Genomic DNA, 21,418 nt, shown 5'->3' with positions numbered 1-21,418 from the left:
CCCGGGCCCCGACCAGGGGCCCGGGGAACGGCTCGGTCCGTGCCGCACAGCGGCCCCTTCAGGGCCCGGGGAACGGCCCATTCCGTGCCGCGCAGCGGCCCCGTCAGGGGCCCGGGGAACGGCGGGTCCGAGCTGCTGGCGGCCGGAGCCCACCGAAGGTCCGTGCTGCTTCGGGCCAGGACAGCACCCCCGCCCACCCCTCAGCCCGGACAGCTGATCTCGCTCCCGCTCTCCGCCCCGGCCACCGCCACCGCCGAAGCCGAAGCCGAGGCCGAAGCGGCGGCAGCGGGCGGAACGGAAGCCGCAGCAACGGCCGTCGCCCCCGCCGGAGGCCGGTACTCACTGCCCGCGACCACCTGGAAGGTCGCCCCCAACCCCGGCACGGCTTCCAGCTCCGCGTCCGGCAGGCTCGCCGCCAGGGTCTTCACCGACTCGTCCCAGCGCGGGTCGTAACGGATCACCGTCCGGGTGGTCGCCGCCCCGCCGCCGGGCGCGTTGGAGGGCGTGCCGGTGGTGGCGAACCCGGCCTTGCGCAGCTCCGCGTCGACCCGGAAGCCCAGCCCCTGGACGCCCGCCCCGTTGAGCACCTGCACCCGCACCTCGCCCGGAGGAACCGTTCCGGCAACGGGCGAAGCGCTCGGCGGCACCGCCGCAGCCGCAGCCGCCCCCGCCCCCGCCCCGGTGAGCGGCCGCCCGGCCCGGAGCGCCTCGAACAGCGCCGTGGTGCCCTTCTCGTCCCACAGCACGGTCGACCCCCATCCCGCGACCTGGTGGTCGACCTCGGCCAGCGGCACCGTCACGAAGTCCGCGTTCGCGGCCGACAGGTCCTTCAACCGCCCCGCGAACTCCAGCAGTTCGGCGTTGCCCAGCCCCTTGTCGACCTTGACCGAGCGCAGCACGGTGTCCAGCACCCCGGTCAGCTTCGCCGGGTCGAGCAGGGTGTCCCCGGTGGTGGCCCGGTGCAGCAACTGCGCCAGGAACTTCTGCTGCCGGTGCATCCGCCCGAGGTCGGAGGAGCCGTCCACGTGCCGGGCCCGGACGTAGCGCAGCGCCCCCGCCCCGTCCAGCCGACTGGTCCCGGCGGGCAGGTCGAGGCCCGAGTAGTCGTCCCTGAGCGGCTTGGTGGTGCACACCTCGACGCCGCCCAGGGCGTCCACGGTGGAGACGAAGGCGAGGAAGTTGACCTCGACGTAGTGGTCGATCCGCAGCCCGGTGTTCTGCTCGACGGTGCGCACCGCCAGCGGCGCCCCGCCCATCCCGTACGCCGCGTTGATCTTGCCCTTGGAGGCGTCCACCTGCTTGCCGGTGGCGAGGTCCTGGTGGGCCGGGATGTCCACGTAGGAGTCGCGCGGGACGGAGACCACGGTGGCCCGGCCGCGGTTCGCGGACAGTTGCACGATCATCATCGTGTCGGTGCAGTGGCAGGACTCGCCGCCCGCGTGCAGCACGTCCTTGAGGGTGGACTCCGGGATGCCCTCGCGCTCGTCGGTGCCGACCACCAGGAAGGTCGTGGCGCCGTCGTCGGCGGGGCGGTCCGGTCCGCTGCCGATCGCGTCCACCCGGTCGAGCGAGGAGCCGATGCCGTTCAGCACCGCCCACCCGCCGCAGGAAGTGGCGAGGACCGCGAAGGAGAGGGTGCCCGCCGCCCAGCGGCCCCAGCGCCGACGACCGGGCCGCCGCGGCCGAACGGGGGCGGGCTGGCGTTCGGGAGGGCGCTGGTGGGGCATCTTCCGCATGGTAGGCGGCCCGACCGCACCCGCCCGGGCGGCACGCCGGACGGGGCCGGGGCCCGCCCGCCCGATCCACCCGCAGCCACCGCCACGACCCAGCACCACGACCCACCACCACGACCCACCGCCCCGGCGGGGCCGCTCCCCGGAACGCCGGACGGGGGCCGTCCGCCCGCACTAGGCTCGCGCCCATGACGAGCAGCGCCCCCAGGATCCAGGCCACCGCCGACGTCGACCCGAGCGCCGTGATCGGCCCGGGCAGCACCGTCTGGCACCTCGCCCAGGTCCGCGAGGACGCCCGGATCGGCGCCGAGTGCATCATCGGCCGCGGCGCGTACGTCGGCCCGGGCGTGCGGCTCGGCGACCGGGTCAAGCTGCAGAACCACGCCCTGGTGTACGAGCCCGCGGTCCTGGAGGACGGCGTCTTCGTCGGCCCGGCCGCCGTCCTCACCAACGACCTCTACCCGCGCTCGGTCGACCCGGACGGCAGGCTCAAGCGCGGCGACGACTGGCACGCCCGCGGCGTCACGCTCCGCGAGGGCTGCTCGATCGGCGGCCGCGCCGTCCTGGTCGCCGGGGTCACCGTCGGCCGCTGGGCCCTGGTCGCGGCCGGCGCGGTCGTCCACCGGGACGTCCCGGACCACGCGCTGGTGGTGGGCGTCCCGGCCCGCCGGATCAAGTGGGTGGGCCGGGCGGGCGAGCCCCTCGTCCCGGACGGCCCGCAACGCTGGCGCTGCCCGCGCACCGGCGAGACCTACACCGAGACCGGCCCCGACACCCTCGTCCCGGACGCGGAGCGCTGAGCCCGGCGGTCGGCTACTTCGCCTTGGACGCGCAGACGTTGGTGTCGTCCGCCTGCACCCGCTGGATGTCCTTGGGCGCCTCGGTCGGCACCGCCGAGGGCGCGCTGCCCGCGGCGGTGAAGTCCTTGCCGAGCACCACGACGACGCCGTCCTTCGCGCCGAGCCGGCTGCTCGCCTGCACCGCCGTCGCGGGCAGCCCGAGGGCCGCGGCCACCGCCTGCGCCTCGTCCTCGTGCCCGGCGGGGTAGGTGACGGCGCTGGTGGCCGCCGCGTCGGCGTTGTTGCCCGCGACGGCCAGCGCGAAGCCCTTGCCCTGCAGGGTGGTCGCGGCCTTCGACGCCTGCCCGGAGGCCCCGCTGCCGTTGCGCACGGTGACCTTCACCCCGGCCGCGTCCACCTGGGGCGCGGCGGGGGCGGAGGAGGACGGGGCGGCGGGCTCGGGGGAGGCGCTCTGCTCCTGCTGCGGGACGTCGGTCAGCGAGCGGTCCGCGGCGATCATCGCGAACAACTGCTGGGCGTCGTTCGGCTTGAGCACCAGCCGGTCCTTGTCCGCCGGGTCGTCGATCACCGGCACCGTGGTGAAGGTGATGTTCTTGGTGTCGACCCGGGAGATGTCGAGCGCCAGGTCCTTCAGCTTGTTGACGCTGCCGATCCCGTCGTCGACGGTCAGCGCCTTGGTGGCGGCGTCCGCCAGGTCCCACAGCTTGGTGGGGCTGGTCAGGGTGTCGCTGCTCTTCATCTTGCGGATCATCGAGGAGATGAACTGCTGCTGCAGCGGGATCCGGGTCAGGTCGCCGCCGAAGCCCACCGCGTGCCGGGTCCGGACGAAGGCCAGCGCCTCCTCGCCCTGCACCACGTGCCGGCCCGCGGTCATCTTCAGGTGCGAGTACGGGTCGTTGATGTCGGTGGCGGCGCACACCTCGACGCCGCCGACCGCGGTCGAAAGGGTCTTCACCGCTTCGAAGTTGACCATCATGAAGTGGTTGATCCGGACGCCGGTCAGCTTCTCGACGGTCTTCCAGGTGCAGCCCGGGTCGCGCCCGTCCTGTCCGAGGCTGGTGTTGAACATCGCCCGGGCCGCGCCGGGGATGGTCTTGTTGCCGGTCTTGCACTCCGGGATCGGCACCATCAGGTCGCGCGGGATGGACAGCACCGTCGCGTTCGAGCGGTCCTTGGAGATGTGGAACAGCAGCGTGGTGTCCGCGTGCCCGGTCGAGCCCTCGTCGCCGTACTCGCGGCCCAGGCCGACCCGGCTGTCGGTGCCGATCACCAGGATGTTCAGCGCGTCGGTCGCCTGCGGGCGCTCGGAGTCGTCGCCGACCTGGACCTTCACCGAGGAGATGTTGTTGTTGAAGTGCTGGTACACGTAGTACGCGCCGCCGCAGCCCGCCACCAGCACCAGGCCCAGCGTGCCCGCGGTCCACTTCAGCGCCCGGCGCCCGCGGGTGGAGTGGCCCTTGCGGCGGGCCGCCCGGCCGCCCGCCACCGCGGTCGCGCCCTTCGCCCCCCGGGCGGCGGCCCGCGAGCCGGTCGACCCGGCGGTCTCCTCCCGGCGCTCGGCCCGCGGCCGTGCCGAGGCGGCCCGGGGCCGCGCGGCGGAGTCCCGCCGGCCCGCTTCCAGGTCGAGTCGGAACTCGCCGGTCGCCGGGTCGAGCACCCACTGGTCGGCGGGGTCGACGCCGGGAGTGATCGAGTCGGCCGAGTCGCCCCGGCTCCGGTGTCCGCTGTTCATCCCGGACACCCTAGACGAGCCTGACGCCCAAACCCTCCGCGATGTGATACCCGTCACCCGGCGTAAGGGTGGAAAACGGCGTCGGCGCGCTCCGCCCGGCCGGTTCCGCCGGGCGGAGCGCGCCGTCGTCGCACTCCACTGCCATCGCCCCAGGACTACCCGCCCCGGAGGGCCGGGGTCGTCACCCGAGGCGCAGAGTCACCCGTTCGGAGTCGATCCGACTCTGCCACTGACCCTCCGTCAACTGCTCGGAGTTCCGGCACAGGACGACCGAGGCCCCGGCGGCCAGCGGCGCCAGCAGGCCCGCCTCCAGGCCCGTCCAGTCGTCGAAGGACAGCGTCGTCAGGACGCGGCTGCCGCTGTCCAGGCCCAGCCGCGCCGCGCCCTCCCGGGCCAGCGCCACCGTCTGCTCGCCCGTCAGCTTCAGCGGCAGCCCGTCCACCACCGTCTCCAGCGCCACCGCCTGCGGGTCCACCGGCGAGTACGGGGCGAACCGGTCGCCCTGCCCGGGCACCTCCGCCGCGTAGTCCAGGAACCCGTCCGGCCGCTGCGGGAACCGCCCGCCCAGCGGGCGCAGCGCCAGCGCCACCCGCTCGCCCGGGCACTCCTGCGCGGCCGCCAGCCCGTCCGGGCCGGAGACCACCAGATCGGTGTCCTTCGGATCGCCCTGCGGCACCGCCACCACGCCGACCGACCAGCAGGCCAGCAGCCAGACCGCGCTCTGCCAGTGGGCGGGCAGCAGCAGCGCGGCCCGGTCGTCGGGCGAGGCGTTCAACTCGTCCTGCAACAGGTTGGCCGTCTTCGCGACCCAGTTGTCGAACGTCTTCGCGGACAGCTCCACCCGTTCCCCGGTCGAGTCGTCGTAGAAGGTCACCAACGGGCGGGACGGATCGGCGGCTGACCCCGGGCGCAGGAAGGCCTGCAGCAGCTCGGCGGGGGTGCGGGCGTCGGCAGCGAAAGGCGCAGTCATGGTGCGGACCAGCCTACGTCCTGCCCCCGCCGGAGGGGAGGGCGCCCGCCCCGTCGGAACGCCGCGCCGCGGTCCGCGCGACGTCGGCGCCCCGCGCTACGCTCGCCCCTGCCCAGCCCCCCACCCCGAGGACGCACCGATGCCCGCCCAGACCCGACAGTGGCGGCCCGGCTACCCGCTCGACCTCGGCCGCACCCTCTTCCCGCTCCAGCACGGCGCCGGCGACCCGGCCTTCCAGCGCACCCCCGACGGCGCCGTCTGGCGGGCCTCCCGCACCCCCGACGGTCCGGGCACCCTGCGGATCCTCCAGCGCGCCGACGGCATCGACGCCACCGGCTGGGGCCCCGGGGCCGGCTGGCTGCTCGAACAGCTCCCCGCGATGCTCGGCGCGCACGACGACCCGGCCGGGCTCGTCCTCCCGCCCGGGCCGCTCCGCGAGGCCCAACGCTCCTGCCCCGGGCTGCGGTTGACCCGCACCGGCCTGGTCATGGAGTCCCTGGTCGCGGCGGTCCTGGAGCAGAAGGTCACCACCATGGAGGCGTACCGCGCCTGGCGCACCCTGCTCCGCGACCACGGCACCCCCGCCCCCGGCCCCGCCGCCGACCTCGGCATGCGGGTGGTCCCCTCCGCCCGCGACTGGACCCTCGTCCCCAGCTGGGCCTGGCACCGGGCCGGCGTCGACCCCAAGCGCTCCGCCACCGTCCTGCGCGCCGCCCGCCTCGCCGCCCGCCTCGAACAGGCCGCCGCGATGCCCCCCGCGGACGCCTTCGCCCGCCTCACCGCCGTCCCCGGCATCGGTCCCTGGACCGCCGCCGAGACCCTCCAGCGCAGCAACGGCGACGCCGACGCGGTCTCCGTCGGCGACTTCCACCTCCCCAACACCGTCGGCTGGGCCCTGGCCGGCCGCCCCCGCAGCGACGACGCCCAGATGCTCGCCCTGCTGGAGCCCTACCGCCCCCACCGCCACCGCCTCTGCCGCCTCCTCCCCCTCACCGGCGCCCGCCCCCCGAAGTACGGCCCCCGCCTCACCCCCAACGACCACCGCAACCGCTAGCCGGCCGAGGGCCCTATCACGAGAGCTCCATCACGAGGGCCCCGTCAGGGGCCCGGGGAACGGCGGGTCCGAGCTGCTGACGGCCGGAGCCCACCGAAGGTCCGTGCTGCTTCGGGCCGCAGGAACAGAACCCGAAGCAGCCGGAGCCCCCGAACCGTCCGCCTACCGCACCGTCAGGAAGGCCTCCGCCGACCTCGCCCGACGCTCCTTCGGCTCCTCGGCCGCCCGCCCCACGGCGACCGCCCCCATCGGGTCCCACCCGGCCGGGAGGCCGAGCGACTCGCGGACGGTGTCGCGGCAGAACATCGTCGAGGAGACCCACGCCGATCCGTACCCCTCCCCGGCGAGGGTGACCAGCAGGTTCTGCACGGCGGCGCCGGCCGCCACCACGAACATCTCCCGCTCGGCCGCGGCCCGCCGCTCGTCGGGGTACTCGTGCGCCCCGTCCATGACCAGGCACGGCACGATCAAGTACGGCGCGCCGCGCAGCACTTCGCCGCGGGCGGTGCGCCGGGCGACGCGCTCCTCGCTCCAGCCGTCGAGCTCCCGCAGGTCCCGCTGCCAGGCGGCCAGCATCGCGTCCAGCAGCCCGGTCCTGGCCTCCGCCGATTCGAGCAGGACGAACCGCCAGGGGGTGGTGTGGTGCGGGGCGGGGGCGGTGACCGCGGCGGCGACCGCCCGTCGCACCGCGCCGCCGTCGACGGGTTCGTCGGTGAAGGCGCGCACCGTCCGCCGGAGGGTGACCGCCTCGCGGACGGCCTCGGAGGTGCCGAGGCGGAACATGTCCTGCCCGGCGGAGCGGACGAGTCGGCGGGCGCCCTCGCCGTCCTCCTCGGTGACCAGCCCGGCCAGGCCGCGGACGACCGCCACCGGGGTGCCGGTGGCCTTGCCCTTGACCAGGTCGGCGGCGGCGGCGAGTTCGTCGGCGGTGGCGGTGATCGTGAGCCGCAGTTCGTTGCCGTGACTGTCGAAGCGCCCGCGGTGGTCCTCCAGGACGGGCAGCCCGGCGGCGCCGATCGCGACGTCGGTGAGGCCGCTGCGCCAGGGCCGCCCGAAGGTGTCGGTGATCAGCACGGCCAGCCGCCGCCCGGTCAACTCCTGCAGCCGGGCCCGCAGTCGCCGGGCCGAGGCGTCGGGGTCGACCGGCAGCAGCAGGATCGTCCCGGGCGGGGTGTTGGACGCGTCGACCCCGGCCGCGGCCATCACCAGGCCGTTGCGGTTCTCGACGATCCGGGACCGGCCGCGGCGGGCGACCACCCGGACGGTCTCGGCGTCGATCGCGGCCTCCCGGTCGTCGGCGCGCACCAGCCGCCCCTCCGCCTTGGAGACCACCTTGGAGGTGACCACCACGACGTCGCCGTCCTCGAACCCGCCCGCCTTGGCGATCAGTTCGGCGAGGTCGTCCCCGGCCGCGACCTCCGGCAGCCCGCGCACCGGCAGCACCTGCAACCCGGCCCCCACCCCGTCGCTCACGCTCACGCCCGCACCCGCGCCCGCGCGCCCGCTCACTTCGCGACCTCCGCGGCCAGCGCCAGCGCGGCGCGTGCCATCTCGGCGGTGGCCTCGACCGAGCTCATCAGCAGCGGGACGGCCCGGCAGGCGATCCCGGCGGTGGCCACCTCGTCGACCGCGGCGGCGTCCGAGGTGTCCACCAGCCAGCCGTCCAGCAGCCCGCCGTCGCGGCGTGCGCCGTAGTGCCGGGCGACGGCCGCCGCGCTGGTCTCCACGCCGACGGCGGCCAGCACCTTGTCGGCCATGCCGCGCACCGGCGCGCCGCCGACGATGGGGGAGAGGCCGACCACGGGGGCGCTCGCGGCGGCGACCGCCTCGCGGATGCCGGGGACGGCGAGGATGGTGCCGATCGAGACCACCGGGTTGGACGGCGGCAGCAGGACGAGGTCGGCCTCGGCGATCGCCTCCAGCACGCCGGGCGCGGGCTTCGCGCTCTGGGCGCCGACCGGGACGATCGCCTCGGCCGCGACGGCGGCGTGCAGCCGCACCCAGTACTCCTGGAAGTGCACCACCCGCGGCCCGTCCGCGTCGGTGATCCGGACGTGCGTCTCGACCCGGTCGTCGCTCATCGGCAGCAGCCGCACGCCGGGCTGCCAGCGGTCGCACAGCGCCTCGGTGACGGCGGACAGCGGGTACCCGGCGGCGAGCATCTGGGTGCGGACGATGTGGGTGGCGAAGTCCCGGTCGCCGAGCCCGAACCACTCGGGTCCGACCCCGTACGCCTTCATCTCCTCCTTGATCGACCAGGTCTCGTCGGTCCGGCCCCAGCCCTGTTCCTCGTGGATGCCGCCGCCGAGGGTGTACATCACGGTGTCCAGGTCGGGGCAGACCTTCAGGCCGTAGAGGTGGATGTCGTCCCCGGTGTTCCCGATCACGGTGATCCGGTCCTCGGGGGTGAGGGCCGCCCGCAGCCCGCGCAGGAACCTGGCTCCGCCGATCCCGCCCGCCAACGCAGTGATTCGCATGGCCTCATCCTGCCAGCGCGTCAGTGCACCCGGTGACGCTCCGGGTCCGCGGCGGCCGGGTCCGCGGCGGTGTCGCCCGCCGTGCTGCCCGCTGCTTCCGCCACCGCGGGCGCGGTGACCGGGTACTGGTTCATCTCGACCAGGCCGGGCGTGTAGAGGTGGATCGAGACCGCGGGCTCCAGCGCGGCGTTGACCATCTCGTGCAGGTAACCGGTGGAGAACACCCGCAGCCCGCCGGGGGCGAGGGCGCGCGAGCCCTCGCCGCCCGCCGTCAGCGAGCGTTCGGTGAGTTCACCCCGGACGACGGTCATCACGCCGGAGGAGCGGCCGTGGTCGTGGAAACCGCTGGACTGGCCGGGCAGCCAGCTGAGCAGCCAGACCTCGTAGCCGGGGCCGGTCTCCAGCCGGGCGTACCAGCGGGTCAGCGCGTCGTAGCGGACCAGCGGCTCCCAGCGGTCGCGGTCGGCGGCGATCTCGCGCACCAGCCTGGCGTAGCCGCCGAGGGTGGTGGGGTGCACGGGCAGGTCGGTGCGGGCCAGGTGCGGGAAGGCCAGCGGGTCGCCCGCGATGGAGACGTCGCTCAGGCCGTCGGTCCAGCGGGGGGAGGGCCGGGGCGCGGGCAGCGGGGCGGGCGCGGCGGGCAGGGCGCGCTTGCGGTCGCGGTTGCGCTTGCGGAGGCGGGGCATTCGCACGGTGACGTCCTCGGGTTCGGCTGCGGATGGGGATCAGCCGGGGCCGCGGGGACGTTCAGGGGGGACTGTCGCGCGGTCGGCCTCTGTTCCGGGGCGGCGCGCGGTGGGACGCGTGCGCCTAGATACAGCGGAGACAGCGGCGACAACACGAGGAGTTCGCGGCAGCGCCGAGGAGCGCCTGGCGGCGCCGGTCGGCGGAAGTGGCCGGGAACTCTGACATGCGGGCAAGCAGACCGCAACCGACCCTCCAGTGTCAAGGCGAGCTGACGGACATTCGGGTCACATCCGCTCCGAACCACCGGATGGGGTGATAAGCGCTCATTAAGGTTTCGAAGCGAAAGGTCCCGGGAAGGGACGCCCTGAGATCGCCCCGGAGCGTCCGCTCGGGAGCGGGAGCATGGCCTGATGGCCGGTCAGGGACCAGGCGTGATGTCCGGGTTGTCCGGATATGTACACTATTCGTAGTGGCTTGGTTCCGGGGAGTGAATCCTCGGCCCAATACCAGAGCTCGGCTTGACTGGGCCAGAGTGACGCAACTGTAATTTCTCTCGTGTCGTTCCGCCGCACCGGCAACGGCAACACCACGGGGACGCCAAGAGGGGCAGAGGAGGCGCGCCAGAATGAGCGAGCTCTTTGAGCTGTTGATCGGTGAGGGCATCGAGGAAGAAGAAGAGGAACTCGGCTGGCAGGAGCGCGCGTTGTGCGCCCAGACCGACCCGGAGTCCTTCTTCCCCGAGAAGGGCGGTTCCACCCGGGAGGCCAAGAAGGTCTGCCTGGCCTGCGAGGTCCGGGCCGAGTGCCTGGAGTACGCCCTCGCCAACGACGAGCGGTTCGGCATCTGGGGCGGCCTGTCCGAGCGCGAACGCCGCCGCCTCAAGAAGAGCGCGGTCTGAACCCTCCGCACGCACCTGGACCGCAGCACCTGGACCCGTGCCGGCGCCTCACCGAACAGGTGGGGCGCTTTCGCATTCCCGCAGCGCCCCGTCGCCGCGGGCACGCCCGAGCCGCCGGGCGCGATACCCACTGCACCGTCTTTTCACACGCACCGGGGACGATCGCGCCACCCGGAGCCGTTAGTGTGGTGCGTCATCTGCCGTCAAACCCGAACCGGTGGTCCGCGCACCCGATGACTGTCTACAGCCACCAGAGCGGCTTCTCCGCTGCCAGGCCGCCCGCCTACCCGCGCCACTTGGTCACCGCGGTGATCGTCTCGCACGACGGCGCCCGCTGGCTGCCGCAGGCGCTCGCCGGGCTGCTCGGCCAGGACCGTCAGGTCCAGCGGATCCTCGCCGTGGACACCGGCTCCACCGACAACTCCCCCCAGCTGCTCGCCGACACCCTCGGCGACTGGCTCCCCGAGAGCGGCCCGCAGGTCCTCGGCCGCCGGGTCGGCTTCGGCCGCGCCGTCGGCGAAGCCGTCTTCAACAGCCCGCCGCTGCGCCCCGAGGACCTCTCCTACAGCCTCGACCCGTCCGGCTACGACCCGGTCACCGGCGGCTGGGACGACTTCGGCGACCCGCTCGCGGGCGAGGACGAACTCGGCCGCGGCGGACCGCGCGAGACCCAGCCGGTCGAGTGGCTCTGGCTGCTGCACGACGACTGCGAACCGCAGACCGACGCCCTGCGCCGCCTGCTGCAGGTCGCCGACTCCACCCCGACCGCCGCCGTGGTCGGCCCCAAGCTCCGCTCCTGGTACGACCGCAGGCAGCTCCTCGAGGTCGGCGTGACGATCGCCCGCTCCGGCCGCCGCTGGACCGGGCTCGACCGCCGCGAGCAGGACCAGGGCCAGCACGACCAGGTCCGCCCGGTGCTGGCCGTCTCCACCGCGGGCATGCTGGTGCGCCGCGACGTGTTCGAGGAGCTCGGCGGCTTCGACAAGGCCCTGCCGCTGATGCGGGACGACACCGACTTCTGCTGGCGGGTCAACGCCGCGGGCCACCGCGTCGTGGTCGCCCCCGACGCCGTGCTCCGGCACGCCGAGGCCGCCAGCCGCGAACGCCGCACCATCGACTGCGCCCCCGCCCACCCGCACCGGGTCGACAAGGCCGGCGCCGTCTACACCCTGCTCGCCAACTCCAAGGGCCTGCTCTTCCCGTACGTCCTGCTGCGGCTGATCCTCGGCACGCTCCTGCGGGTGGTCGTCAACCTGGTCGGCAAGGACCCCCGGCAGGCGTTCGACGAGGTGGCCGGCCTCGGCCACGAACTGCTGCGGCTGCCGCGGCTGATGGCGGCCCGGGCCCGCCGCCGCCGGACCCGCTCGGTCGACTCGCTGGACGACCGGACGCTGTTCCCGGCCCCCGGCGCGACCGTCCGGCTCGCAGTCGAGAACGCGGTCTCCTCGCTCGGCATCGGCGGCACCGACGACGCGGGCGCCGGCCGGCACGGCTCCGTCGAGTCCGGCCCCGGCGACGACGACACCGACGACCTGGTCGTCGAACAGTTCGCGCTGCTCAAGAAGTTGGTGCGGCGCCCGGCCCCGGTGCTGTTCGCCGCGCTGCTGCTGTTCGCGCTGGCCGCCTGCCGCAACCTGATCGGCTCCGGCTACCTGCAGGGCGGCGCCCTGCTGCCCGCCGCGGACGGCGCCGCCGGGCTGTGGAACATGTACGCCGCGCCCTGGCACGCCGTCGGCACCGGCTCCACCGCGACCTCCCCGCCCTACCTCGCCGTGCTCGCCGTCCTCTCCTGGGCGCTGTTCGACCACGCCGACCTCGCGCTGACCCTGATCGTGGTGCTCTCGGTGCCGCTCGCCGCGGTCAGCGCCTACCTGGTCTCCCGGCCGCTGATCGCCTCCAAGGCCGTCCGCGCCTGGGCCAGCGCCACCTACGCCCTGCTGCCCGCCGCCACCGGCGCGCTCGCCCAGGGCCGGATCGGCACCGCGGTGCTCGCCGTGCTGCTGCCCCCGCTGGCCCGCGCCGCCGCGATCACCGCCGGTCTCGGCATCCGCACCGAGACCGCCGCCAAGGGCGCCCGCCCCGGTTGGCGCTCCGCCTGGATGACCGTGCTGATGCTCACCGTCAGCACCGCCTTCGTCCCGCTCACCTGGGCCATCGCCGTGCCGCTCTGCCTGGCCGCGCTCGTCCACGCGGTGCTCCGCGGCGGCGCGTTCGGCTCCGGCGTGCAGGCCGTGCGGCTGCTCGGGCTGCGCGTCGCGGTGATCCTCGGCGTGCCGCTCCTGGTGCTCGCGCCCTGGTCGCTGCAGGTCCTGGCGCGCCCCTCCCGGCTGCTGCTGGAGGCGGGCGTCCCCGGCTTCGACGGCCCGGCCGCCGACCCGCTCGGCCTGGTCCTGGTCAACCCCGGCGGCGCGGGCACGCCCCCCGTCTGGCTGTCCGCGGGCGTGGTGCTCGCCGCGCTGGCCGCCCTGCTGCGCGCCGACCGCCGCCGCGCGGTGCTGGCCGCCTGGGGCGCCGCCGCCGCCGGGCTGGTCTTCTCCGTCGTGGTGGCCGGCACCGTCGTCACCCCCGCCTCGGGCGGCGCCGGGACCCCGGCCTGGGCCGGTCCCGCCACCCTGCTGGCCGGTGTCGCGCTGCTGGCCGCCGCCGCGATCGGCGCCGACGGCGCCAACACCCGCGTCTCCGGCATCGCCTTCGGCTGGCGCCAGCCGGTCGCCGCCCTGGTGCTCGCCGCCGCCGTCCTCGCCCCGGTCGGCACCGCCGTCTGGTGGGCGCTCACCGGCGCGGACGGCCCGCTGCGGCGCGGCAGCGAGGCGCAGGTCCCGGCGTTCATCGCCGAGTCCGGGAACACCACCGACCGCTCCCGCACCCTGATCGTCACCGGCGACGCCCAGGGCGTCTCGGTCCGGTACGCGCTGGTGCGCGGCGCCGGCCTGACCACCGGCCAGGCCGAGGGCACCGTGGACGCCGCCGACGACGGGCAGCTGACCCAGCTCACCGCCAAGCTGCTGGCCGGCTCCGGCGGCGACCTGGCCCGCACCCTCGCCGGGTACGGCATCAGCTACGTCCAGGTGAAGGACCCGGTGATCGCCAAGGTCCGGGACGTGCTGGACACCACGCCCGGCATCGTCCGGCTCAGCCTCGACAACGGCACCGGCCTGTGGCAGATCACCAGCGTCCCCGGCACCCGGGCGCAGATCACCAGCCCCGGCGCCGTCCCGGTGGTCGTCCCGGCCGGGCAGCACGACATCTGGACCACCGTCCCGGCCGGTCCGGCCGGCCGACAGCTCCGGCTCGCCGAACAGGCCGACCCCGCCTGGCAGGCCACCCTGAACGGCAAGCCGCTCAAGGCCGTCACCGTGGACGGCTGGGCGCAGGGCTTCGCGCTGCCCGCCGAGGGCGGCCGGCTCGACGTCACCCGCACCGGCAGCGTCGTCCGCACCGGCTGGGCCTGGGGACGGCTCGCGCTCGGCACCGTCGTCCTGGTCCTGGCCCTGCCCGGCCGCCGCAACACCAACGACGACGACATCCCCGAGGAGGTCGTCGCCGCCCAGGCGCTGGCCGCCCAGGCCCAGGCCCAGGCGCCCGCCCCCGGCAGCCGCCGGGCCCGCCGCCTCGCCGAACGCGGCGAGGGCGAGGACCCGCAGGCCGAACCCGGCGTCTACGCCCCCGGCATCCCGGCCCAGTCCGCGGCCGAACCCGAGCCCGCGCCCTACCGGCCGGAGCCCGAGCCCTTCGCCGACCCGTACCAGGCCGACCCGTACCAGCAGCAGGGCTACCGGACCGACGGCTACGGCTACGACTACACCCAGCAGCAGCCCGTCGGCGCGCCCTACCAGGGCGACGGCCACGACCAGTACGGCCAGCAGCAGGCGTACGGCTACGACGCCCAGCCCGCCCAGGGCTGGACCGACCCGTACGCGGCCGGCTACCCGCAGCAGGACGGGCAGCAGCAGCCCTGGCTGCCCGAACAGCAGCAGCCCACCACCTACTACGACCCCAACGACCCCTACGGCGGCGGCCACCCGCAGCAGCCCGGGACGGGGAGCTGACCCGCGATGAAGAAGCCCACCCTGAAGGCGCCCAAGCTCAAGGCCCCCAAGCTCAGGGCGCCCGACCTGAGCGGCGTGGTCGGCGGCAGCCGCACCGGCCGGTCCCTGCTGGCCGGCGTGGCCGTGCTCGGCCTGGTGTTCGGCGTGGCCGAGCTGCGCAGCCCGGCCACCACGGCCGCGGGCACCGGCGGCAGCCGCACCACCGCGCAGGTCGAGCGCACCGCGCTGGTCTGCCCGCCGCCGATGCAGGGCGTCACCGGCTCCACCAGCCTGACCCTGTTCAGCCCGGAGGGCGGCACCGGCAGCACCGGCACCGGCCTGATCGCCAACGCCAGCCCCGAGAACGTGGTCGCCGCGCAGAACCCCGCGCAGCCCGCCGCCTCCGCCCCGGCGTCCGATCCGGCCGCCCCGTCCGGCGCCCCGTCCGCCGCCGCGTCCGGGCAGCCCGCCGCCGCCCCCGCCGTGGACGCCCTGCTCAGCCTGGCCAAGCCCGGCGTCCCGGTGACCGGACCCGCCAACAACAGCGACACCGCCCCCGGCACCTTCGCGACCGCCACCGGCAACCTCGCCCCCGGCTTCACCGCGACCCAGGTCACCAGCTCCGAGAACGGCGGCACCAGCCTCTCCGGCGCCGACTGCGTGCCCTCCGGCACCAGCTTCTGGTTCGCGGGCGCCAGCACCGGCCCCAACCGGATCGACTACGTCACCCTGGTCAACGCCGACACCCTGCCCGCCGTCGTCGACCTGAGGATGTACGGCGACAAGGGCCTGATCGACAACGAGCTCGCCACCGGCATCGCGGTCGCCCCCGGCCGGAGCCAGACGCTGCTGCTCAGCAGCCTCACCAAGGGCCCGGTCGACGACCTCGCCCTGCACGTCGTCACCCGCAGCGGCCGGATCGGCGCCGGGGTGCACGCCATCGACGGCGGCAAGGGCACCGACTGGCTCGAACCCTCCGCCGACCCCGCCCCGAGCGTCACCGTCCCGGGCATCCCGGACGACGTCACCACCGCCCACCTGGTGGTCGCCACCGACTCCGCCGACGACGCCGACCTCAAGGTCCAACTCTCCGGCAAGAACGGCTGGTTCACCCCCGCGGGCAAGGAGACCATCCACGTCAAGGCGGGCATGACCGCCGTCCTCGACTTCCAGTTCGCCACCGAGACCCGCGAGGGCGCGAGCGCGATCCGGCTCACCCCCTCCAGCGCGGAGCACCCCACCCCGATCGTGGCCGGCCTGCGGGTCGACCGCGAGAACAAGGGCAAGACCGAGGCGACCTGGCTCTCCGGCGGCAGCCCGGTCGGCGCCCGCGCCACGGTCGCCGACAACCGGGCCGGCCAGACCAAGCTGCTGCTGACCGCCGTCGACACCGACGCCAAGGTCAGGGTCACCAGCTCGGCCGGCGCGAACGGCGGCACCCCCGCGAGCAAGGACGTCGACGTCCCGGCCGGCACCACCGTCTCCGTCGAGGGCATCGACCCGGCCGGCGCCAACGGCCCCTACGCGCTGACCGTGCAGACCCTCGGCGGCGGCCCGGTCCTGGCCGCCCGCCAGCTCAGCGCCGTCACCAAGGACGTCCCCACCTTCACCACCCAGCAGTTCCGCGACGACCACGCCACCGTCCAGGTGCCCCGGGTCGCCGCGGACCCGGGCGTCGTCCTGGGCACGAGGTAGCGGCAGCGGGGGAGCGGGGCCCCGCCGGGGCCCTACTCCTCGCCGTACCGCGGGTCGATCGCGTCCGGCGAGAGCCCCAGCAGCTCCGCGACCTGCTCGATCAGGACCTCGTGGACCAGCGCCGCCCGGTCCTCCTTGGCCTTCGCCCGGATCTCCACCGGCCGCCGGTACACCAGGATCCGGCTGCGCCGCCCCGCCGCGCCGGGCACCACCCGGCCGAGCGGCACGGTGTCCGGCTCCGGCTCGCCCTTGGCGGGCAGCGGCACCTCCAGGACGGCGAACTCCACGTCCTCCAGTTGCGGCCAGCGCCGGACCAGCCGCTCCATCGACTCCCGGACGTAGTCGTCGAAGAGCTCGGAGCGGGTCAGCGAGATGGGCACCTGCGGCGGGGCCAGCGGCCCGCGCATGCCGCGGCCGTGCCGGTCGCGGTGCTTGCGGCGGCCGGGCCCGGGCGGGGACGAGGGTGTCGAGCTGTCCATAGCAGTGTCGAGCGTAGTCCCTGGATGCCCGGAAGTGGACCACTCCAGCACGGCGCGTAACGGCGACGGGACACGCGAGCCGGGGGCGGGTCTTCGCGGGCCGGTCCGACTTGCGGTACCGTCCACCCTCGTGAGCTCTGTACGTCGTTGTTCGCGGACCGCGTGCGGCCGGCCGGCCGTGGCGACGCTGACGTACGTCTACGCGGACTCCACCGCGGTGCTCGGCCCGCTGGCCACCTACGCCGAACCGCACTGCTACGACCTGTGCGCCGAGCACGCCGAGCGCCTCACCGCCCCCCGCGGCTGGGACGTGGTCCGCCTGGCGGGCGACACCGGCCCGCTGCGCCGCAGCAGCGACGACCTGGAGGCCCTGGCCAACGCCGTCCGCGAGGCCGCCCGCCCGCAGGAGCGCACGCCCCGTCAGGGCCCGTCCCCCGAGGGCGAGTCCGGCCGCCGCGGCCACCTGCGGGTGCTGCGCTCCCCCGAGAGCTGAGCCCGCCGGGGCGACGGCATCGTCCGGCGTCCATCCCGGCCGGGTACGCTGCCCCTCTGCGGTAGCACGTTGCAGCACACACACGGGAGCAATCTGGTGCGGGACCTCAAGCAGCTTGTGAAGGCGTACGACGTCCGGGGCGTCGTGCCGGACCAGTGGGACGAGTCGCTGGCGCACGCCTTCGGCGCGGCCTTCGTCGAGGTGATCGGCGGCAGCGCGGTGGTCGTGGGCCACGACATGCGCCCCTCCTCGCCGTCGCTGTCCCGCGCCTTCGCCGAGGGCGCGGCCTCCCGCGGCGCCGACGTGGTGGAGATCGGGCTCTGCTCGACCGACCAGCTGTACTACGCCAGCGGCAGCCTGGACCTGCCCGGCGCGATGTTCACCGCCTCGCACAACCCGGCCCAGTACAACGGCATCAAGCTGTGCCGCGCGGGCGCCGCCCCGGTCGGCCAGGACACTGGCCTGTCCGACATCCGCGAGCTGGTCGAGTCCTGGCTGGACGAGGACGGCAAGGTGCACGTCCCGGCCGCCGAGGTCGCCGCCGTGGGCGCGCTGTCCGCCAAGGAGACCCTGGGCGGCTACGCCGACCACCTGCGCAAGCTGGTCGACCTGACCGCGATCCGCCCGCTCAAGGTCGCGGTGGACGCGGGCAACGGCATGGGCGGCCACACCGTCCCCACCGTCCTCGACGGCCTGCCGCTGGACGTCGTCCCGATGTACTTCGAGCTGGACGGCACCTTCCCCAACCACGAGGCCAACCCGCTGGACCCGGCCAACCTGGTCGACCTGCAGGCCAAGGTCCGCGAGGTGGGCGCCGACATCGGCCTGGCCTTCGACGGCGACGCCGACCGCTGCTTCGTGATCGACGAGAACGGCGACCCGGTCTCCCCGTCCGCGATCACCGCCCTGGTCGCCGAGCGCGAGATCGCCCGCGCCCGGGCGAGCGGCGAGCAGAACCCGACGATCATCCACAACCTGATCACCTCCTGGACGGTGCCCGAGGTGGTCCGCGACCTCGGCGGCGTCCCGGTCCGCACCCGGGTCGGCCACTCCTTCATCAAGCAGGAGATGGCGAACACCGACGCGGTCTTCGGCGGCGAGCACTCCGCGCACTACTACTTCCGCGACTTCTGGCGCGCCGACACCGGCATGCTGGCCGCCCTGCACGTGCTGGCCGCGCTCGGCGGGCAGGACGGCCCGCTGTCCGCGCTGACCGCCAAGTACGAGCGGTACGCCGCCTCCGGCGAGATCAACTCCACCGTCGCCGACCAGGCCGCCGCCACCGAGAAGGTGCGCGCCGCCTACGCCGGCCTGGAGGGCGTCACCACCGACGAGCTGGACGGCCTCACCGTGGCCGGCCCGGACTGGTGGTTCAACCTGCGCGCCTCCAACACCGAGCCGCTGCTGCGCCTGAACGCCGAGGCCAAGGACCCGGCGAAGATGGCCGAACTGCGCGACGGCGTGCTGGCGATCGTCCGCGGCTGACCGCGCCCCCGTCAGCCCGCCGCTGACTTTTCGCGTGCCCCGGCCGGTAGGGTTGCCACCGGCCGGGGTACTGCTGTGTCACCGGCCTTCCGCACCCGTTGCCCCAACCCCCGGAGTCCGACCGCCATGAGCCTGCCGTCCTTCCTGCTGGAGATCCTGGTCTGCCCGGAGTGCCGCTCCCCGCTCGACGAGGAGACCGAGGGCGAGGTGCACGAGCTGCGCTGCACCGGTGAGGGCTGCGGCCTGGTGTACCCGGTGCGCGACGGCATCCCGGTCCTGCTGGTGGACGAGGCCCGCCGCCCGTCCTGACCCCTGCCCCGCCAGCCGCTGGAGGACAGCCGCCATGTTCGACGACTCCCTGCTGGACGACCCGGCCGCCCTGCAGCGCGCCGACCGGCGGCGCGAGCTGCTGGCCCTGGCCGGGGCGGGCGCCCGGATAAGGATCGCCCTGCGCCGGGCCGACGCGGCCGGCCTCGGCGCGCTGAACCCCGACGGGCGGCCGCGCGCCGTCCTGGTCGCCGGGCACGGCGGCGTCCTGACCGCGGCCGCGGTGCTGGCGGCGCTGGCCCTCCCCAGCAGCCAGGTGTGGCCGCTGCCGCCCGCCGACGCCCGCCCCGGCGGCTTCGCCTTCACCGACGGCGGGACCTGGCAACTGCCCGGCTGGGCCGGCCCGTTGGACCTGATCGTGGTTGCCAGCGAGAGCGGCCGCGAGGGCGGCCTGATCAACCTGGCCGAGCAGGCGTACGCCCGCGGCTGCGCGATCGCGGTGATCGCCCCCGAGGGCTCGGAGCTGTTCGAGGCGGCGCTCCAGGTGCGCGCCCTGCCGCTGCCGTTCGAGCCGAGCACCGTGGAGCCGGAGGGCTCCGACGCCGAACCCGACCTCCCGGCCGAGGACCCGGCCGCGCTGTGGGCCTTCCTGGCCCCGCTGCTGGCCCTGGCCGACCGGATCGGCGTCGCCCAGCTCGCCCCCGGCGCGCTGGAGGCCGCCGCCGACCGCCTCGACGAGATCGCGGTGCGCTGCCGTCCCGACGCCCAGGCGTACGACAACCCGGCGAAGTCCCTGGCGAGCCGGATCGCCGAGACCGTCCCGCTGCTGTGGTCCGAGGGCGCCCCGGCCGCCGCCGCGGGGGAGCGGTTCGCCGCCGCCCTCGCCGACCGGGCCGGCCTGCCCGCGCTGGCCGCCCGCCTCCCGCAGGCGCTGACCGCGCACCGCGGCATGTTCGCCGGGCGGCTGGGCGCCGGGGGAGACCCGGACGACTTCTTCCGCGACCGGGTCGACGAGCCGGTGCCGCTCCAACTGCAGGTCCTGCTGCTGCGCCACACCCCCGGCGTGGCCGAACTGGAGCAGCCCGGCTGGCCGGTGGCCCGGGCCCGCCGCCTGGCCGCCGCGCACGAGGTGCGGGTCACCGAGCACGCCTCCAGCCTGGAGGACCCGGTGCAGGCGCTGGCCGAGCTGATCGGCCTGACCGACTTCGCAGCGGTGTACCTGGGCCTGGCCACCCGCGGCTGACACGGTATCGTCCCCTCGTCAACAAAGGCCCGGCAAAGCCCCGGGCCCGCGCGGAGGGACGTACCGGGTTGAGCACCGAAGGCGGCACCAAGGCACTGGTCGCGGCACTGTCCGCGAACCTGGGCATCGCGGTCAGCAAGTTCGTGGCATTCGCGTTCTCGGGGTCGTCCTCGATGCTCGCCGAGGGCGTGCACTCGATCGCGGACTCGGGCAACCAGGTGCTGCTCCTGGTCGGCGGCAAGCGCTCGCAGCGGGCCGCCACCGAGGAGCACCCGTTCGGCTACGGCCGCGAGCGGTACGTCTACGGCTTCCTGGTCTCGATCGTGCTGTTCAGCATCGGCGGCATGTTCGCGATCTACGAGGGCTACGAGAAGATCGCCCACCCGCACGAGCTGGAGAACTGGTACTGGCCGGTCGGCGTGCTGGTCTTCGCCATCCTGCTGGAGGGCTACTCCTTCCTCACCGCCTACAAGGAGGCGTCGAAGGACAAGGGCCAGCACGGCTGGTCCGCGTACATCCGCCGGGCCAAGGCCCCCGAGCTGCCGGTCGTGCTGCTGGAGGACACCGGCGCGCTGATCGGCCTGGTGCTGGCGCTGGGCGGCGTCGGCCTGACCGTCGCCACCGGTGACGCGGTCTGGGACGGCATCGGCACCCTGTGCATCGGCGTGCTGCTGGTGGTGATCGCCCTGGTGCTGGCGCTGGAGACCAAGTCGCTGCTGATCGGCGAGTCCGCCGACGCCGAGGTCGTGGCGAAGATCCGCGAGGCGCTGGTCGACCACGACACCGTCACCTCGGTGATCCACATGCGCACCCTGCACGTCGGCCCCGAGGAACTGCTGGTCGCCGCCAAGATCGGGGTTAACGCGGAGGACAGCGCCGCGGTGGTTGCCGAGGCGATCGACCACGCCGAGGTGCGCGTCCGCAAGGCCGTGCCGATCGCCCGCGCGATCTACCTGGAGCCCGACGTCTACTCCGAGGAGAAGGCCCTCGCGGGCCCCGACGCCGACGCCACTCCGGGCGGACCGGGCCGGAACGCCCACTGAGCCGCACCCGATCGGTGTAGATTCGTCAGCAGTGCCAAACGTCGCTGCTGATGGCGGTCGATCGGAGCGGGGCTCCGGTCGAGGGAGAGAGGTCCTCCGACGGATTGTGCCGCAGCAGAGGGCCGCCCCCGCGCACCCTCTGCCGCTCAGCACACCCGCAACCAGGCCCATCCCGCGAGGAGTTCGCATGTCGAACCAGCCCACCGGCGACTTCAAGGTCGCCGACCTCTCCCTGGCCCCGTTCGGCCGCAAGGAGATCCAGCTCGCCGAGCACGAGATGCCCGGCCTGATGTCGATCCGCGCCGAGTACGCCGCCTCCCAGCCGCTGGCCGGG

18 protein-coding genes are annotated in these 21,418 nt (G+C 74.9%); 11 read left to right on the top strand and 7 right to left on the bottom strand.

Annotated features, from left to right (window positions below):
• Positions 1 to 200: 200 nt before the first annotated feature.
• Entirely contained in the window at positions 201 to 1,727 is a 1,527-nt protein-coding gene (locus tag QSK52_RS37655) for an LCP family protein (protein ID WP_285740788.1), read from the bottom strand.
• Positions 1,728 to 1,921: 194 nt separating this feature from the next.
• Here QSK52_RS37655 and QSK52_RS37650 point away from each other — a divergent pair, with 194 nt between their 5' ends.
• Positions 1,922 to 2,533, top strand: a complete 612-nt coding sequence (locus tag QSK52_RS37650; protein WP_285740787.1) for an acyltransferase — start codon at positions 1,922 to 1,924, stop codon at positions 2,531 to 2,533.
• A 13-nt stretch (positions 2,534 to 2,546) separates the two neighbouring features.
• On the opposite strand, the gene QSK52_RS37645 is transcribed toward QSK52_RS37650, so the two are convergent.
• Entirely contained in the window at positions 2,547 to 4,265 is a 1,719-nt protein-coding gene (locus QSK52_RS37645; RefSeq protein ID WP_285740786.1) for an LCP family protein, read from the bottom strand.
• A gap of 181 nt (positions 4,266 to 4,446) precedes the next feature.
• Positions 4,447 to 5,235 carry a TIGR03089 family protein gene (locus QSK52_RS37640; protein WP_285740785.1) on the bottom strand — a complete coding sequence of 263 codons (789 nt, stop codon included), beginning with the start codon at positions 5,233 to 5,235 and terminating at the stop codon, positions 4,447 to 4,449.
• A 139-nt stretch (positions 5,236 to 5,374) separates the two neighbouring features.
• On the opposite strand from QSK52_RS37640, the gene QSK52_RS37635 reads away from it, so the two are divergent.
• Positions 5,375 to 6,289, top strand: a complete 915-nt coding sequence (locus QSK52_RS37635) for a DNA-3-methyladenine glycosylase family protein (protein WP_285740784.1) — start codon at positions 5,375 to 5,377, stop codon at positions 6,287 to 6,289.
• 162 nt (positions 6,290 to 6,451) lie between these two features.
• Here QSK52_RS37635 and QSK52_RS37630 read toward each other — a convergent pair whose 3' ends face one another.
• From QSK52_RS37630 to QSK52_RS37620, 3 genes are read right to left on the bottom strand one after another with little or no spacing between them, the layout of a single operon-like run.
• A complete protein-coding gene (locus QSK52_RS37630) occupies positions 6,452 to 7,768 on the bottom strand; it encodes a coenzyme F420-0:L-glutamate ligase (protein WP_435053477.1) in 1,317 nt (438 codons plus the stop codon).
• A 26-nt stretch (positions 7,769 to 7,794) separates the two neighbouring features.
• A complete protein-coding gene (cofD, locus tag QSK52_RS37625) occupies positions 7,795 to 8,766 on the bottom strand; it encodes a 2-phospho-L-lactate transferase (RefSeq protein WP_285740783.1) in 972 nt (323 codons plus the stop codon).
• A 20-nt stretch (positions 8,767 to 8,786) separates the two neighbouring features.
• Complete coding sequence (locus tag QSK52_RS37620; RefSeq protein WP_435053478.1) at positions 8,787 to 9,452, bottom strand: cysteine dioxygenase; 666 nt, start codon at positions 9,450 to 9,452, stop codon at positions 8,787 to 8,789.
• Between the two features lie 626 nt (positions 9,453 to 10,078).
• On the opposite strand from QSK52_RS37620, the gene QSK52_RS37615 reads away from it, so the two are divergent.
• From QSK52_RS37615 to QSK52_RS37605, 3 genes are all read left to right on the top strand, one after another.
• Positions 10,079 to 10,351 carry a WhiB family transcriptional regulator gene (locus QSK52_RS37615; RefSeq protein ID WP_033255587.1) on the top strand — a complete coding sequence of 91 codons (273 nt, stop codon included), beginning with the start codon at positions 10,079 to 10,081 and terminating at the stop codon, positions 10,349 to 10,351.
• Positions 10,352 to 10,584: 233 nt separating this feature from the next.
• Positions 10,585 to 14,400 (top strand): glycosyltransferase family 2 protein, encoded by a 3,816-nt coding sequence (locus QSK52_RS37610; RefSeq protein ID WP_285740781.1) that lies wholly within the window; start codon positions 10,585 to 10,587, stop codon positions 14,398 to 14,400.
• A gap of 6 nt (positions 14,401 to 14,406) precedes the next feature.
• Positions 14,407 to 16,074 (top strand): DUF5719 family protein, encoded by a 1,668-nt coding sequence (locus QSK52_RS37605; protein WP_285740780.1) that lies wholly within the window; start codon positions 14,407 to 14,409, stop codon positions 16,072 to 16,074.
• Between the two features lie 32 nt (positions 16,075 to 16,106).
• Here the strand turns inward: QSK52_RS37605 and QSK52_RS37600 are convergent, their stop codons facing one another.
• Complete coding sequence (locus QSK52_RS37600; RefSeq protein WP_285740779.1) at positions 16,107 to 16,553, bottom strand: metallopeptidase family protein; 447 nt, start codon at positions 16,551 to 16,553, stop codon at positions 16,107 to 16,109.
• Between the two features lie 34 nt (positions 16,554 to 16,587).
• On the opposite strand from QSK52_RS37600, the gene QSK52_RS37595 reads away from it, so the two are divergent.
• From QSK52_RS37595 to QSK52_RS37570, 6 genes are all read left to right on the top strand, one after another.
• Positions 16,588 to 17,046, top strand: coding sequence for a DUF3499 domain-containing protein (locus QSK52_RS37595; protein WP_285740778.1), 459 nt, complete (start codon positions 16,588 to 16,590; stop codon positions 17,044 to 17,046).
• A gap of 93 nt (positions 17,047 to 17,139) precedes the next feature.
• Complete coding sequence (locus tag QSK52_RS37590) at positions 17,140 to 18,531, top strand: phosphomannomutase/phosphoglucomutase (RefSeq protein WP_285740795.1); 1,392 nt, start codon at positions 17,140 to 17,142, stop codon at positions 18,529 to 18,531.
• 126 nt (positions 18,532 to 18,657) lie between these two features.
• Positions 18,658 to 18,840 carry a Trm112 family protein gene (locus QSK52_RS37585; protein ID WP_030461914.1) on the top strand — a complete coding sequence of 61 codons (183 nt, stop codon included), beginning with the start codon at positions 18,658 to 18,660 and terminating at the stop codon, positions 18,838 to 18,840.
• A 34-nt stretch (positions 18,841 to 18,874) separates the two neighbouring features.
• Positions 18,875 to 20,041 (top strand): SIS domain-containing protein, encoded by a 1,167-nt coding sequence (locus tag QSK52_RS37580; RefSeq protein WP_285740777.1) that lies wholly within the window; start codon positions 18,875 to 18,877, stop codon positions 20,039 to 20,041.
• Between the two features lie 68 nt (positions 20,042 to 20,109).
• Positions 20,110 to 21,084, top strand: a complete 975-nt coding sequence (locus QSK52_RS37575; RefSeq protein ID WP_285740776.1) for a cation diffusion facilitator family transporter — start codon at positions 20,110 to 20,112, stop codon at positions 21,082 to 21,084.
• 187 nt (positions 21,085 to 21,271) lie between these two features.
• Positions 21,272 to 21,418, top strand: a 147-nt coding sequence (locus QSK52_RS37570) for an adenosylhomocysteinase (protein WP_285740794.1), incomplete at its 3' end; no start/stop codon positions are given.

Origin of the sequence: Kitasatospora phosalacinea, assembly GCF_030268885.1 — a bacterium.
Lineage (GTDB): Bacteria > Actinomycetota > Actinomycetes > Streptomycetales > Streptomycetaceae > Kitasatospora > Kitasatospora phosalacinea_C.
This window is presented reverse-complemented; position numbering and strand designations above follow the sequence as displayed.